The sequence below is a fragment of the Marinomonas sp. MED121 genome, assembly GCF_000153025.1.
Taxonomy (GTDB): domain Bacteria; phylum Pseudomonadota; class Gammaproteobacteria; order Pseudomonadales; family Marinomonadaceae; genus Marinomonas.
Genome location: NZ_CH672429.1, coordinates 688,046 through 701,900, shown reverse-complemented (window position 1 = coordinate 701,900; position 13,855 = coordinate 688,046). Strand labels below are relative to the sequence as shown.

Sequence of the window (13,855 nt, the reverse complement as noted above, 5' to 3'; positions counted from 1 at the left end):
CCGATAGACGTTAAAAGGATGGCAAATGTCTTCGATTCCAGCAAACAAAGCCGATTTATTATTAGCGATAGAAACTGCTTTTGATAAAATCTTTAAAGATTATCAAAGAATACCCCCAGAGATGAGTCGCATTCTAGGTGTTGAGTCAGGCCATAAAGCAGGTTTGATCAGCGTTTCTGATAGCTTGGCTTATCTCATTGGTTGGGGGCGATTAGTATTAAGCTGGCACCAACTTAAAGCTGATAATCAAGACGTCGATTTCCCTGCGACGGGCTTTGCTTGGAATCAACTCGGCGAACTTGCCCAGCACTTTTATCGTACTTATCAAGACTGGCAATACGATGAACTTTTACAAGAGTTTGAGTCAGTTACCCAGCAAGTCCTTGCTCTTATTGAAGCCTGTGATCCAAATAGCTTGTATCAAGCCGGTTGGTATAATGATTGGAGCCAAGGACGCATGATTCAATTAAACACCTCTTCCCCCATGAAAAGTATGCGCACTAAAGTGAGACGTTTTATTAAGGCTCAAAAAATCACTTAGCTTTTTTGAGTTGAGTTCATATCTTATTGTTTTCAAATAACTAAATTGAAAAATAATGAGTTATTTAAAAACTCATCTCTTTGCCTATCCTTCCTGAACCCATATTGATTTTTCTATTTTCTTGCAAAAAAAACGCAACTTTAAGGTGCATTTGATAAAAAATTAAATTATATTTCGATTTATCGAAACGATTGCGCAAACGTTTCGATGATGTGAAATAAGAGACACTTTACGCTTTGTTCCCCAAGAGCAAAGCGATTTTTTTAACAGGGTTAGGCTAGATAGATGAAAAAAAGTGCACTGATAAATGCGGATGTCTCACACTTGATCGCCTGTCTTGGGCATGGTCAAGAAATTACTGTGTGTGATGCAGGTTTGCCTATTGCAAAAGAGAGTCATCGTATTGATTTAGCCTTGATGCCAGGTGTGCCTGATTTTATTTCAACCCTGTCAGCGATATTGAGTGAGATGCAATTAGAAGGCGTGATTATTGCTGAAGAATTTGGTGCTCAAAGCCCTGAATTGCACGGCGAGCTTATGAGTTTAATTGCGAACGAAGAAATCAAATTAGATAAACCTGTTCAAGTGACATACGTATCCCATGAGGCGTTTAAGCTAAGATCTAATAAAAGTGAAGCTGTGGTGCGTACCGGTGAATTTACCCCCTATGCCAATATAATCTTACAGGCAGGGGTGGTCTTTTAATATTTGCTAAAGGCTTTAATGACTCTTTTCAGAGACTCTTTTAATGACTCTTTTAATGACTCTTTTAATGACTCTTTTAATGACTCTTTTTAGAGACTCTTTTAGAAAAAAAATAATAAATAATAAATAATAAATGATTAATATCTTATGAAGCAGCCAATTTTAAAACTGAATAAAATTGAGAAGTCCTTTCCTGGTGTAAAAGCTTTGGATGGCGCCAGTGTGAATGTTTATCCCGCTAAGGTTATGGCCTTATTAGGAGAAAATGGCGCGGGTAAATCGACTTTGATGAAGGTGCTAACTGGCATTTATCAAATGGACAGTGGGGCGATCGAATACCAAGGTAAAACTGTCAGTTTCACCGACCCTCGTCACTCACAATTAAGTGGTATTAGCATTATCCATCAAGAGCTCAACCTCCTACCTGAACTGACTATTGCTGAAAATATTTTTTTAGGGCGAGAGAAAACCAATCTATTTGGCGGTATTAATTGGCCAAAGATGTACCAAGAAGCGGATGCCTTATTAAAGCGTTTAAACGTAAAGCACAGTGCTCGCGAAAGACTGGGTAACTTAAGCTTGGGTGAGCAGCAAATGGTAGAAATAGCCAAAGCCCTGTCGTTCAAGTCCCAAGTGATCATCATGGATGAACCAACAGATGCGCTGACGGATACCGAAACAGAATCCCTATTTAATGTTATCAAAGAGCTGCGCCAAGAAGGGTGTGGTGTGGTCTATATCTCCCATAGATTAAAAGAAATCTTTGAGATTTGCGATGACATTACCGTGTTAAGAGATGGCAAATTTATTGCCGAAACCCCTGTTTCTAACATAGATGAAGAAAGTTTGATTGAGATGATGGTTGGCCGTCGTCTAGATGAGCTTTACCCTCGTATTGATGCTGGTAAAGGCAAGTGTTCATTGGCCGTCAAAAATCTGAATGCTGATGGCGTAAAAGATGTCTGCTTTAGTTTAAACCAAGGTGAAATCTTAGGGGTTTGTGGCTTGATGGGCGCAGGGCGTACCGAGCTAATGAAAGTGATATATGGGGCTTTAAAAAGACACTCAGGCGAGATTTTATTAGAAGGCAAGAAGATCAACCCCAGCTCTCCCAAACAAGCGTTAGATGCGGGGATCGCTTATATCTCTGAAGATAGGAAGGGTGACGGTTTAGTCCTCGGTCTTTCAGTCAAAGAAAATATGTCTTTATGCTCCTTGGTAAGCTTATCTAAGGGGTTACAGCTTAATCATAAAGAAGAAAGCGCATCCGTCGCAAAATTCATTCAATCCTTTAATGTCAAAACCCCCACTCAAGATCAAATTATTGGCAACCTATCTGGGGGGAATCAACAGAAAGTTGCGATTGCCAAAGGGCTGATGACAGATCCAAAAGTCCTGATTTTAGATGAGCCTACCCGCGGTGTGGATGTGGGCGCTAAAAAAGAGATTTACCAACTGATTAACCAATTTAAAGCGAAAGGCATGAGCATTATTTTGGTGTCTTCTGAAATGCCAGAAGTGCTGGGCATGAGTGATCGAATCCTGGTGATGCACGAAGGGCGAATCAGTGGCGAATTTAACACAGTGGATGCAAACCAAGAAAAGCTAATGGCCTGCGCTGTTGGTCGTAACCATAATGAGGTAACCCAATGAGCTTATTGAATAAACAAACGTCTTTAACCAATGGGTCGTTAGCAAAAAATACCCTGTTTAGTAAATCTTGGTTGATAGAGCAAAAGTCATTAATCGCACTTATCTTGCTAATAGCGATAGTGTCTTTTTTGAACCCTCATTTTTTTACCATGGGCAATATTCTTAATATTTTAAGACAGACTTCGGTCAACGCCATTATTGCTGTGGGCATGACATTGGTGATTCTCACCGCCGGCATTGATTTAAGTGTGGGCTCTATTTTAGCCTTATGCGGTGCTTTTGCCGCCACTTTAATTAGCTTAGAAGTGCCTGTCATGTTAGCCGTGCCCATTGCGTTATTTGCAGGGGCCGCCTTAGGTGCAGCAAGCGGAATTATTATCTCTAAAGGTAAGGTGCAAGCCTTTATCGCCACTTTAGTCGGCATGACTTTATTGCGTGGTGTCACCATGGTTTATACCGATGGTCGCCCCATTTCAACAGGGTTTACCGATGTATCAGACACCTTTTCTCTGATAGGTACAGGTTATGTTTTTGGTATTCCTGTGCCTGTTTGGCTAATGGTGATCGTCTTTGCCAGTGTTTGGTATTTACTCAATCACACCCGCTTTGGTCGTTATGTTTATGCGGTGGGAGGCAGCGAATCTGCTACCCGTTTATCTGGCATAAATGTGGATAGAGTCAAAATTGGGGTGTATGCCATTTGTGGTTTGCTAGCGGCTTTGGCCGGTCTCATTGTGACCTCAAGGTTATCCTCGGCACAACCGACAGCCGGTATGGGCTATGAACTCGATGCGATTGCCGCCGTCGTGCTTGGTGGTACCAGCCTCGCCGGCGGAAAGGGCCGCATTATGGGCACCTTGATTGGGGCACTCATCATAGGTTTTTTGAATAATGCGTTAAACCTCTTAGATGTGTCTTCGTATTATCAAATGATAGCCAAGGCTGTCGTCATTCTACTGGCTGTGCTGGTGGATAATAAAAACAAGTAAATCAAAGTTACCCTGGCATGGGGTCGAATTGGCGGCTCAATGACAGATCAAATAAGTCTAAAAAAGGTATATAGAATGAAAAAATTAGTAAGCATGGTATCTGCTGTTTTAGTGTCGGCTTCTGTTAGCTCAACAGTGTTAGCACAAGATACATTGGCGATGGTTGTCTCAACCCTTAATAACCCCTTCTTTGTGGCAATGAAAGGCGGTGCCGAAATCGAAGCATCTAAGCTGGGCTATAAACTGATTGTTTTAGACTCTCAAAATGATCCAAGTAAAGAGCTCGCAAACGTTGAAGATTTAACGGTGCGTGGTGTCAAAGCTATCCTCATTAACCCAACGGATTCGGATGCGGTATCCAATGCCATTCGTATTGCTAACCGTTCTAATATCCCGGTTCTGACCTTAGACCGTGGCGCGACCCGTGGTAAGGTTGTGAGCCATATCGCCTCTGATAACGTAGCGGGCGGTGCAATGGCGGGTAAATACATTGCCGATAAATTAGGTGCTAACGTTAAAGTGCTACAACTAGAAGGTATTGCAGGTACATCTGCCGCCCGTGAACGTGGCCAGGGTTTCATGCAAGCGGTGGACTCAAGTAAGATGAACCTACTTGCTAGCCAACCTGCTGATTTTGATAGAGCAAAAGGCCTAGATGTAATGGAAAACTTGCTTGCAGCTAACCCAAATGTAGAAGCGGTTTTCGCCCAGAATGATGAAATGGCATTGGGTGCGCTACGTGCCATTAGAGCCTCTGGTAAAGATGTCATGATTGTCGGTTTTGATGGAACAGATGATGGTATTGCAGCGGTTGAACGTGGCTTGCTAGCGGCGACTGTTGCTCAACAACCTACATTAATTGGCTCTTTAGGCGTTACCACAGCGGACAAGTTGCTAAAAGGCGAAAATGTGGCTGAGAACATTGCGGTACCGTTAAAGATTATTGCTAAATAAGCCTTTAGCAAATTAAACATGAGAGAGGGGCTTTAAAGCCCCTTTTTTATTGATAGAAATGAATCGAAAAGTCAAAAAATTTACAGGTATCACGCTTTTAACTCTGTAATAGATACAGGTTAAATAGTGACTATCTTTTTGATATTCGGTACTTTTATCCTACAAACTCCATTAAGTTTGTAGAAACTGGGTATACTGGTCTCACTGGGTAATTTGATTGAATCAAGCAAGCAGAACCCTTCAAGAAGTTTAAATAAGGCTAATGAATGGCAACAATTAAAGACGTAGCAAAACATGCAGGCGTATCCACTTCGACTGTTAGCCATGTGCTCAATAAAACACGTTATGTCAGTGACGATGTATCAAAACGTGTTTTAGACTCAGTGGCGGTGCTACGTTATGCACCATCTGCTTTGGCTCGCAGCCTAAAGGTTAATAATACTAAGACCTTTGGTATGTTGGTGACCACCTCTGCAAACCCCTTTTTTAGCGAAGTACTAAAAGGGGTAGAAAGACGCTGTTACGAGCAAGGCTACAACCTTATCTTATGTAATACCGAAGACGACCTTGATCGTATGCATGCTAATCTAGATACCTTGCTGCAAAAGCGCGTAGATGGACTTTTGCTTATGTGCAGTGAAGTAAATATCGAAGGCTTTAGTTTGTTCTCCCATCATAAACCCATACCGACTGTGGTGATGGACTGGGGACCGACGGATTTTCCTTGTGACAAAATTCAAGATAATTCCCATCATGGGGGTTATTTAGCCACTCAATATCTTATTGAAAAAGGCCATAAAGACATCGGCTGCATCACAGGTGTATTAGATAAACAAACAGCCATGCAACGTTATTCTGGCTATTTAGAAGCCATGAAAGAAGCCAAACTAACAGTGAATCAAGATTGGGTTGCCACTGGAGATTTTGCCTGCGAAGGGGGGGAGAAAGCCTTTTTAGAAATCTATGACAAAGGCCCTTTGCCAACGGCTTTATTTGTTTGTAACGATATGATGGCCATGAGTGTGATTAACGCTGCCAGTAAAAAGGGCATACGCGTACCTGATGATCTTTCGATAATTGGATACGATGATATTAACCTTGCCAAATACATCACTCCTTCACTTACCACCATAGATCAACCTAAATACGATTTAGGTAAGCAAGCTGTAGATATGCTACTGAAAAAAATTGAAACTAATTCGGATAACAACCAAATCGTTGAGCTTGAGCCTTGTCTGGTGGAGCGAGACAGTGTGAAAGCTCTTTAAAGGGTCTTTAAAGAGTCTTTAAAGGCCTTTTAAAAGTCCCTTTAAAAGGCATTTAGAATCCATCATAAACATATGAAATGAGGCGTTATTATGTCAGGTGAAACGAATCTCGATACCTTGCTTTCAAGCATGCAACCTAATGTATTAGCGCAAGACTATGTTTTTTGCACCCTCCAAAACACTGACCTTGCTAGTTGTCTTAGTATGAAACCTATCGCTACCTTTATGGAAGAGGAAGGCCTCACTCTCGTGCTAGAACAGGCTATGGCAGATAGCCACAAGCTTGCTTATGACTCGGTTTTTCGCTGTATCACACTCACCATCCACTCTAGCCTAGATGCGGTTGGCCTCACCGCCGCCGTTGCCACTAAACTTGCCGAAAATAATATCAGCGCAAATGTGATTGCCGCTTATTACCACGACCATATCTTTGTTCAAAAAGAGAAAGCAGACGCAGCGATGCAGGCGTTGAAAAGCTTTTAGTCCTAATTCTTTATTACTGATATCAGTAGATTGACGTTTTGTAGATTTAATAAAATATTAGAAGGGAAGAATGAGCATATTAAAGGCAAGCAACAAAGATGTAGAAGAGATTGCAAACATCATTAGTGAGTCCAACAAAGATGTTGCCATCACCTTTAACCTTAATCTAGATAACAACCCAAAGCACCCGTCTTTTTGTGATGCTAACTGGGTAAAAGCCGACTTTGAACGAGGCGAGGAATACTTCTTATATAAAGAAGGTGATCAGCATGTTGCCTGTGTCGCTTTTGAAAATCCAAGACTCGGTGTTGGCTATTTGAATCGCCTTTCTGTTTTACCTAAATACCGCTGCAATGGCGTAGGTGAGGCTTTAGTGCAATATGTTATTCAATACGCTCGAACTAAAAAAATCACCCGAGTTAGCATAGGTATTATCGCGGAGCATCATAAGCTCAAAAACTGGTATCTCAAACTAGGTTTTAAAGAAGGGGATATCAAAACTTTCCCGCACTTGCCATTTGATGTTCAGTACTTACATTTCAATATTTAGCGCGTGCTTTAATAAGTTTCCCTTCTTTCTATCTTCTACATGTAGGAATAAATAGAGTTGAGCTTCTGCTCAACTTTGTTCCTAAACGGTAGCCAAGCTACCTAATATGAGTTACCACGAAGGATCGTGGGAACTAGAAGTGTTTTCTTATAGGCTTCTATTGCGCTCATTCATCGATTTTTTCTAAAAGCCATGCTACCAAGTATGAGTTCACGTGAAGGTTCATGGAGGAGCTAGAAAGTTTATTGCCCTAGTACGAATTAGAGCTTTTGTGAACCCAGAAAGAATGCTTATTTGATCATCTGTTATGATCTTTTTATACAATGGAGAGCCCCCATATTTTCGACTACAATTTTAATCAAGAAAACTAAGTACAATGAAAAATACAGGGAGGTAATCACTTTTAATTTGAAGACCATTACATGTTAAAACCTCTTATCATCTTACTTATCACACTATTCAGTTCATTATATTTACATGCACAAGATAGGCCTGTATTTCGTATTGCTACCGAACATTACCCTCCCTATGAAATGAAAGATTCACCTACAGGACTAAAAGGGTTTGATTATGATGTCATGGTAGAAATTTTTTCACGTTTAAATTATGAAATAGAAGTAGAGTTTTTACCTTGGAATAGAGTCCTAGCTTACGCTAAACATGGCAAAGTTTTAGGTATTCTTACCTGTGCCTATAAAGAAGATCGTAATGATTTTATTGTGTTCTCTGACCCTATCAGTAAAAGAACTGACGGCTTTTATATGCGCAATGGGTTTAATGGCTTAATACCCAATACTCTAGAAGACCTAAAGGGTCAACGAGTAGCTTCTGTTAGCGGTTATACTAGTTTAAAGCAACTTGCTGAATTAAATATGAATCCAATTGAAGTGCTCAATACAGAATTAGCAATAGGTATGTTGAAGCGAAATCGTTATGATTATTTGCTTTTAAATAAGCAATCAACTGACTTTATCATAAAGCAGCTTGGGCTTAGCAATGATTTTAAATTCTATCCAATTGTCGATGAAGCGTTTTACTTCTGCTTTTCTCGTAAATATAAAGGTGTTAATAGGATTCTAGATGAATTCAATAAAACATTAAAAGAAATTAGGTTAGATGGTACTTATAAGAAAATACATGATAAATATCGTTACTTTGATATAAATTAAACAAGACCTCCTCACTAAATATGTTTGATTATTTTGTCTTTTTCCCATGCTTTGCTTAGGAATGCATAGGGTTGAGCTCCTGCTCAACTTTGTATCATAAATAGTAGCCAAGCTACCTAATATGAGTTACCACCAAGGATCCTGGGAATTAGGCAAAAACCTATTACAATTCATGCGATCAATTCTATTTATCACGCCTCATTAATAATGCGTTATTCCCCCTATTTCCTTTTATTTCGATCAAATATATTAGCTCTAAAGCAGCTGCTAATGAGTGGGATTGGGTTTAACTCTCTTTTAATTTCCTCTCAATTATTCCTCAATCATTAGAGCTGATGTTCTATTTATAATGAAATATTAAGGAGAATAATCGGTGGAAACAATAGCCTTAAAAGCCTGTAACTCAAAATATGTCTGTGCTGAGAATGCAGGTAAATCAGCACTCATCGCTAATCGAGAACGTGTTGGTGCTTGGGAAACTTTTAAAGTGATTCCGCTAAAAGGGAATAAGTTTGCACTACAAGCCTGTAATGGAAAATATGTTTGTGCTGAGCGTAAAGGGGCAAATTCACTGATTGCAAATCGAGACAAAGTCGGTGCTTGGGAAACCTTTGAATGGGTGAATAAAGGTAACAGAAAAGGATTTAAAGCAGGTTGTAATGGAAAGCATGTTTGTGCTGAAGGCGGCGGGGCTAAAGCCCTTATTGCAAATCGAGATAACTTTGATGTTTGGGAGAGCTTTGATGTCATAGAACTCAATTCTGATGCGCTAAAAGCCTTAGCTAAAAAGGGTAAGGAAGCCACAGCAGAGCGTGCAGGTACAGATGAGAACATGATGAATGAGCAAACAATGACATTAGGGAAAGACTTTAAATAAGTAAGACCATTGTCACACTTTGGAACATCCTTATTAGCATTTTAAATCAGGCCCACATGCTAATTTGAATCTTCAATATTATGACTAACTATATTTGACTCACTCAAGGATGAGGAATCAAAATGCTCTTTTATAAAACTGCATGAGGTTTTACTTAGCGTGTTTTCAAAGTAATAATTGAAGCGAAGTGCGAAGAGAGGTTAGAAAAACTAGCCTGTTGAGATGCGGTAGCCATTGTTGATTTTGGTTGCCTCTAAGAGTTTTTCAAAGGTTTTATCATCTCCTAATATATTACGTTTTACGGCTGTCCAAGTTTCGTTTGTGGGCCCAAAGCGGCTAACCCATTCATTTCTTTCATCGTCGGTTAATGTGTAAATGAGGGTGCCTTGGTCTTCGAAACTTTGAGTACAGGCTTTTCTAATTTTGCTGACACTGTCTAAATGCTGCCTAAATGTTTTCTCAGATGCGTCTTTGAGCACTAATTTTAAATCCGTGGGTAGGGTGCTATACCATTGCTGGCTCACCACCGCCATCCAGCCATCATACACACTTTGAATCTGTGAAATGCTGCCAATGTGCTCGCGTAAACCGAGGGGGCCGTTATGTAGACCAATGATACTGGGGTCCATGGCATGAATTCTGCCAGACTTCGCCATACGTGAGACATTTAGCCAATCCACGTCCACAGGTGATGCTTCTGCTAATTGGTAAAATGTTTTAAGAGAATGACTATTGGGAACTCTAAAGATAACCCCTTGCAGTTCATCGGGCCTTTTAATCACGTTAGGGTTTTTCATGGTGGTACTTACTGTTCGTGAACCGGGTAAATAATGGAATAAAATATCTAATTTACCTTGAGATTTAATTCTTTTAATAATGAGGTTTTTCCAAGTATCAGAAGTGACGAGGTTTAAATAGTCTTGTTCTTTAGATGACCAAAAAGGGATATTAAGAATATCTAGTTCAGGGGCCGCTGGTGCCAAATTTGAAACTGAAACTAACGCAGCAGAGATAGCGCCTCGGCTCACTTTTGCCATCAACTCATGACCTGTACCCAGAACACCAGTATCTTGGATATCGAGATAAATTCTACCGGAGGACATTTCTTCAATATTTTTTTTCAACTCATGGTGCATATGGGGGCAAAATTGGTGATCTTGAGTTGAATAGGGGGAAGCATAAACCATGATGTAATCAGCATTTGCTCGCATTGCATTTTCTTTTTCATTGCTCAACGGGCTATCCGCTAGCAAAGGATGGCTAGTATATAGTGCGGCGCATCCACTGCCTTTTATAAGCCTTGAAATCCAAAGGCGTCTTGTTTTATCCATTCCGCTCCCGTTATCAAAGATGTTTAAGCTTATGTCAGTATAGCTAAGCTAAATGTGATTGCGCTAAGGCAGGGCTAATAACCTAAATAATGCTGCTCTAGTTCTTTGTATTCTGATGTTTTCTTATAGGCTTCTATCGCGTTATCGTATTTATCAACTTGATCTACTAAGTTGCCAGCATGAGGAAAGGTGATATAGGCTGGGGTGGTATTTAACGGAGGTGAGAGCACCTCAACTTGATCTAATAAACCAAGCTCTCTTAATTTGTATGCCGATGTTAAATCATTCTCGATATAGGCATCTATGCGGTTTGCTAAAAGCATTTTGATTGCCTGTTCTATTTGATTTACCTCTTCAAGTTTCGCCCAAGGCTGCTTGCGGTAATACTCAAATTTTTCATCCACTCGCTTGTCACGATAAAGGGCGATGTCGTACTTACGCATGAATGCTTCTAAATCTCCCGAATATTGAACCTTCTTACCTTTAGCTTTAACCAAGACATTTTTTTGATTAATAATATAGGACTTAGGAAAGGTCATATATTCAGAATAATCTCCTTTATCCAGCACAGTCATCATTAGGTCGCACTTACCACTTTTTGCATGACTGACTACTCTCATCCAAGGGCTGTATATAAAGGTTAGCTTCCAATTTAATTGCTTGGATACGCCTTGAAGAATGCGCACGGCAAAACCATCTGGCTCATCTTCATTATTTAGCATGGTTTGAGGGGGGAGTTGTAATGAGCAAACCCGTACTTCATTTGTCTTTGCTAAAGATGTTGAGCTAATAGTGAAAAGGGTGGTTACTAAGGTGATACTTGAAAGTGTTTTTTGGGCTAATTTTTCGAGATTCATAAAGACATTCTTTCTAACTTTTTTAATTATTTTTCTGCTGTCTTTATTATTCTAACGTGTCTCATTGTAAGTTTTTTGTCAGATTTAACGCATTTAGTGCTAAGTTCGGTTTGATTTTGACCAAGGCATCTCTGTTTTTAACCATTCCATAAATACTTTTAAGCGGGCTAGTTTGGCAGGGTGAGGGTCATAAACCATCAGGGAACCTGCGATTAAGTCACCTCTTCTCAGTCTTTACAGAAAAAGCATCACACAAGGCGTTACTTTGACGTAATGTAGGTACCTTTCGAGAAGTAACAACACAGGGTGTTACTTTTTCTGAAAGACCCGAAGGGCGTGGTCTAAAAGCCCTATTTTTACGTTGAGGACCTTATCAATAGAATAACTATTAAGTTGCGCTCCTCGCCATAAATCTAGAGACTTTTATCCACACGCTGAGGCGGGAGGACTTATTCGCAGGTTCCCTAGTCTTTAGTAAATCATTGTGTGTATAAGCTGAATCTTTAAGCTATTTGTAGCCAATTGAACCCTTATATTAATTGAGAAATATTATGAGTTGAGCAGATGATAATTCTCATGCTTAGCGCTAGAAGGTTAGCAAGCAATTCATTAATATTTAGCTCTATCTATTAGAAACAAACATTAGCCAACGACTAGAAGGATCTTATGAAAGCATTACTTATTATTGATATGCAAAAAAGCCTGTTTAAAACACCGAGACATGATTTTAACGGGGTCGTAAGTCGTATTAATACCTTAGCCGATGAGTTGCGAAAGGCGGGTGGTCTGGTGATCTATATTCAACACAATGGCGCTAAAGAAGACGATTTGTTAGAAGGTTCCCAAGGTTGGGAGATAATCGATGAACTTGATAAAAGTGAGACGGATTTTAGGTTAACCAAGACAGCCTGTGATGCCTTTTATCAAACTGAGTTGGAGGCCCTATTAAAATCCAAGGGAATAACCGAGGTGGTTATTACAGGTGCTGCAACTGAGTTTTGTGTTGATACCAGCTTACGTGCTTGTTTAAGTAAGGGCTTTAATGTGACGGCGATCTCTGATGGCCATACCACGGCAAATAGAGAGCATTTAAGCGCTGAGCAGATAATTAAACACCACAACTGGAGTTGGGAAAATCTGATTATCCCCAATGTGGATATTAAAATAGTGACAGCCTCTGAGGCGATTGAAACACGTAAGTTTTAGGTTTTTATAGGGTCATTGAGCTTATCAGGACAAGCGTTGTATCTGTGTAATTTGCTGAGGAGGTTTGGTTGAAATGAAGCGTTTTCCTAGTCTCAAGCGAGATATAAACTCAATGCCTGAGTTTGTTCAAGCCGCTCTCGTTGCCAATGCTTTGGAGGCAGACTTTAACGCGCGCCCTGCTTATCAACAGAATGACTATATTGGCTGGATTAATCGTGCCAAACGTGAAGGGACAAAAATGAAACGCCTTCAGCAAATGCTGGCGGAGCTAAGAAAGGGTGGGATATACATGAATATGGCACACCCAGCCTCTTCAAAACGTTAGTTGCTATTACTGAGAAGCATCTTTTGCTGAAAATAATGACAGATGAGTTGATAAAAGCGTGTCACATGGGCTGGTTTTTCGGCCATAAATTGATGCAAAAAATAAAAGTGCCAAGCCCTTCCTCTGGTTTCTGGTAATAGAAGTTCAAGCTTTTGCCCTAGCAGATGAGGTTGCATGAGAAACTCTGGCAATATGGCAATGCCCATATCATTTAACACCATCTCTAAGGCGGTATTTGGTGTATTGGTTTTAGCAAAATGGTTAAGCTCAAAAGAAAAAGCGGTATTCTGTTTAATATCCATTAACTGTAACTTGTCATGTTGCCAAGGGGTGGCAATAAACTTGTGTTGAGTGAGATCCGATACTTGGTTAGGAGTGCCATGTTGCTTGATATAGCGTGGAGAAGCACAAAAGCGTTCGCTTACCTTGCCAATGGATAAAGCGCGATAATTTGAGTCTTTCAAATCCCCTCCAAAAATCGCCGCATCCAGATTATGTTCGATGAGATCTTGCCAGCGACCGTTTACCAATATCTCAGGGCTTATTAGCGGAAATTCTGTACACAGCTGAGCCATGGCAGGTACGACAATATTCTTCTCAAAAAAGGGTGGCACTGATACGCGAAAACTGCCACTGGGCTGTTCTTTTTCACTGTCTAATTCTGTGAGTGTCATGCTTAATTGTTCGCTGAGTAACTCACTTTTCGCTAAGAGCTTTTCGCCAACTGAAGTCAGTACCACGCCACGAGTATTTCTTACTAAAAGTTGCTGATCAGTTGCGGCTTCCAGCCGTTTAATCTGCTGGCTAATGGCAGATTTGCTCAACCCCAGCTTTTTAGCCGCTTGGGTAAAAGAGCGCATTTTGGCTACTTCAACAAAGATAAGTAAGAGAGGAGCAAGTTTAATTGTATTCATGGATTTTATGCTTCTGTGTGCATGCTTTTGCAT

At 40.3% G+C, this 13,855-nt stretch carries 15 protein-coding genes; 12 read left to right on the top strand and 3 right to left on the bottom strand.

The window, feature by feature from the left end; translation table 11 throughout:
* Positions 1–25: 25 nt before the first annotated feature.
* The 10 genes from MED121_RS03195 (at position 26) to MED121_RS03150 (ending at position 9,189) form a co-directional block, all read left to right on the top strand.
* A complete protein-coding gene (locus MED121_RS03195) occupies positions 26–541 on the top strand; it encodes a ClbS/DfsB family four-helix bundle protein (RefSeq protein WP_009832162.1) in 516 nt (171 codons plus the stop codon).
* Positions 542–826: 285 nt separating this feature from the next.
* Positions 827–1,246: a D-ribose pyranase gene (gene rbsD / locus MED121_RS03190; protein WP_009832161.1), complete on the top strand. Its 420-nt coding sequence runs from the start codon at positions 827–829 to the stop codon at positions 1,244–1,246.
* Between the two features lie 147 nt (positions 1,247–1,393).
* On the top strand, positions 1,394–2,899 hold the full coding sequence (rbsA, locus tag MED121_RS03185) for a ribose ABC transporter ATP-binding protein RbsA (protein WP_009832160.1): 1,506 nt from the start codon (positions 1,394–1,396) through the stop codon (positions 2,897–2,899).
* A complete protein-coding gene (rbsC, locus tag MED121_RS03180; RefSeq protein WP_009832159.1) occupies positions 2,896–3,888 on the top strand; it encodes a ribose ABC transporter permease in 993 nt (330 codons plus the stop codon). Before rbsA ends, rbsC begins: the two co-directional genes overlap by 4 nt.
* Before the next feature lie 75 nt (positions 3,889–3,963).
* Complete coding sequence (gene rbsB / locus MED121_RS03175) at positions 3,964–4,842, top strand: ribose ABC transporter substrate-binding protein RbsB (protein ID WP_009832158.1); 879 nt, start codon at positions 3,964–3,966, stop codon at positions 4,840–4,842.
* 266 nt (positions 4,843–5,108) lie between these two features.
* Entirely contained in the window at positions 5,109–6,110 is a 1,002-nt protein-coding gene (locus MED121_RS03170) for a substrate-binding domain-containing protein (RefSeq protein WP_009832157.1), read from the top strand.
* Positions 6,111–6,200: 90 nt separating this feature from the next.
* On the top strand, positions 6,201–6,593 hold the full coding sequence (locus MED121_RS03165) for an ACT domain-containing protein (RefSeq protein ID WP_009832156.1): 393 nt from the start codon (positions 6,201–6,203) through the stop codon (positions 6,591–6,593).
* A gap of 70 nt (positions 6,594–6,663) precedes the next feature.
* Positions 6,664–7,143 carry a GNAT family N-acetyltransferase gene (locus MED121_RS03160; RefSeq protein WP_009832155.1) on the top strand — a complete coding sequence of 160 codons (480 nt, stop codon included), beginning with the start codon at positions 6,664–6,666 and terminating at the stop codon, positions 7,141–7,143.
* A 422-nt stretch (positions 7,144–7,565) separates the two neighbouring features.
* A complete protein-coding gene (locus MED121_RS03155) occupies positions 7,566–8,312 on the top strand; it encodes a transporter substrate-binding domain-containing protein (protein ID WP_009832154.1) in 747 nt (248 codons plus the stop codon).
* 373 nt (positions 8,313–8,685) lie between these two features.
* Entirely contained in the window at positions 8,686–9,189 is a 504-nt protein-coding gene (locus MED121_RS03150; RefSeq protein WP_009832153.1) for an O-Glycosyl hydrolase family 30, read from the top strand.
* Positions 9,190–9,398: 209 nt separating this feature from the next.
* On the opposite strand, the gene dctP is transcribed toward MED121_RS03150, so the two are convergent.
* Both dctP and MED121_RS03140 read right to left on the bottom strand, forming a co-directional pair.
* The gene (dctP, locus tag MED121_RS03145; protein WP_009832152.1) at positions 9,399–10,520 is read right to left on the bottom strand and encodes a TRAP transporter substrate-binding protein DctP; all 1,122 of its coding nucleotides are present in this window, start codon (positions 10,518–10,520) and stop codon (positions 9,399–9,401) included.
* Between the two features lie 74 nt (positions 10,521–10,594).
* The gene (locus tag MED121_RS03140) at positions 10,595–11,377 is read right to left on the bottom strand and encodes a transporter substrate-binding domain-containing protein (RefSeq protein WP_009832151.1); all 783 of its coding nucleotides are present in this window, start codon (positions 11,375–11,377) and stop codon (positions 10,595–10,597) included.
* A 666-nt stretch (positions 11,378–12,043) separates the two neighbouring features.
* On the opposite strand from MED121_RS03140, the gene MED121_RS03135 reads away from it, so the two are divergent.
* Both MED121_RS03135 and MED121_RS03130 read left to right on the top strand, forming a co-directional pair.
* On the top strand, positions 12,044–12,583 hold the full coding sequence (locus tag MED121_RS03135; RefSeq protein WP_009832149.1) for a cysteine hydrolase family protein: 540 nt from the start codon (positions 12,044–12,046) through the stop codon (positions 12,581–12,583).
* 73 nt (positions 12,584–12,656) lie between these two features.
* A complete protein-coding gene (locus MED121_RS03130; protein ID WP_009832148.1) occupies positions 12,657–12,908 on the top strand; it encodes a YdeI/OmpD-associated family protein in 252 nt (83 codons plus the stop codon).
* On the opposite strand, the gene MED121_RS03125 is transcribed toward MED121_RS03130, so the two are convergent.
* Positions 12,905–13,822, bottom strand: a complete 918-nt coding sequence (locus MED121_RS03125; RefSeq protein ID WP_036178608.1) for a LysR family transcriptional regulator — start codon at positions 13,820–13,822, stop codon at positions 12,905–12,907. The genes MED121_RS03130 and MED121_RS03125 overlap by 4 nt on opposite strands.
* Between the last annotated feature and the right edge of the window lie 33 nt (positions 13,823–13,855).

Excerpts from the sequence above, each read along its gene's own strand:
- dctP (WP_009832152.1), bottom strand. The coding sequence starts at position 10,520 with ATGGATAAAACAAGACGCCTTTGGATTTCAAGGCTTATAAAAGGCAGT.
- MED121_RS03165 (WP_009832156.1), top strand. The coding sequence starts at position 6,201 with ATGTCAGGTGAAACGAATCTCGATACCTTGCTTTCAAGCATGCAACCT.
- MED121_RS03130 (WP_009832148.1), top strand. The coding sequence starts at position 12,657 with ATGAAGCGTTTTCCTAGTCTCAAGCGAGATATAAACTCAATGCCTGAG.
- MED121_RS03195 (WP_009832162.1), top strand. The coding sequence starts at position 26 with ATGTCTTCGATTCCAGCAAACAAAGCCGATTTATTATTAGCGATAGAA.
- MED121_RS03135 (WP_009832149.1), top strand. The coding sequence starts at position 12,044 with ATGAAAGCATTACTTATTATTGATATGCAAAAAAGCCTGTTTAAAACA.
- MED121_RS03140 (WP_009832151.1), bottom strand. The coding sequence starts at position 11,377 with ATGAATCTCGAAAAATTAGCCCAAAAAACACTTTCAAGTATCACCTTA.
- MED121_RS03170 (WP_009832157.1), top strand. The coding sequence starts at position 5,109 with ATGGCAACAATTAAAGACGTAGCAAAACATGCAGGCGTATCCACTTCG.
- MED121_RS03155 (WP_009832154.1), top strand. The coding sequence starts at position 7,566 with ATGTTAAAACCTCTTATCATCTTACTTATCACACTATTCAGTTCATTA.
- MED121_RS03125 (WP_036178608.1), bottom strand. The coding sequence starts at position 13,822 with ATGAATACAATTAAACTTGCTCCTCTCTTACTTATCTTTGTTGAAGTA.
- rbsA (WP_009832160.1), top strand. The coding sequence starts at position 1,394 with ATGAAGCAGCCAATTTTAAAACTGAATAAAATTGAGAAGTCCTTTCCT.
- rbsC (WP_009832159.1), top strand. The coding sequence starts at position 2,896 with ATGAGCTTATTGAATAAACAAACGTCTTTAACCAATGGGTCGTTAGCA.
- rbsD (WP_009832161.1), top strand. The coding sequence starts at position 827 with ATGAAAAAAAGTGCACTGATAAATGCGGATGTCTCACACTTGATCGCC.
- rbsB (WP_009832158.1), top strand. The coding sequence starts at position 3,964 with ATGAAAAAATTAGTAAGCATGGTATCTGCTGTTTTAGTGTCGGCTTCT.
- MED121_RS03160 (WP_009832155.1), top strand. The coding sequence starts at position 6,664 with ATGAGCATATTAAAGGCAAGCAACAAAGATGTAGAAGAGATTGCAAAC.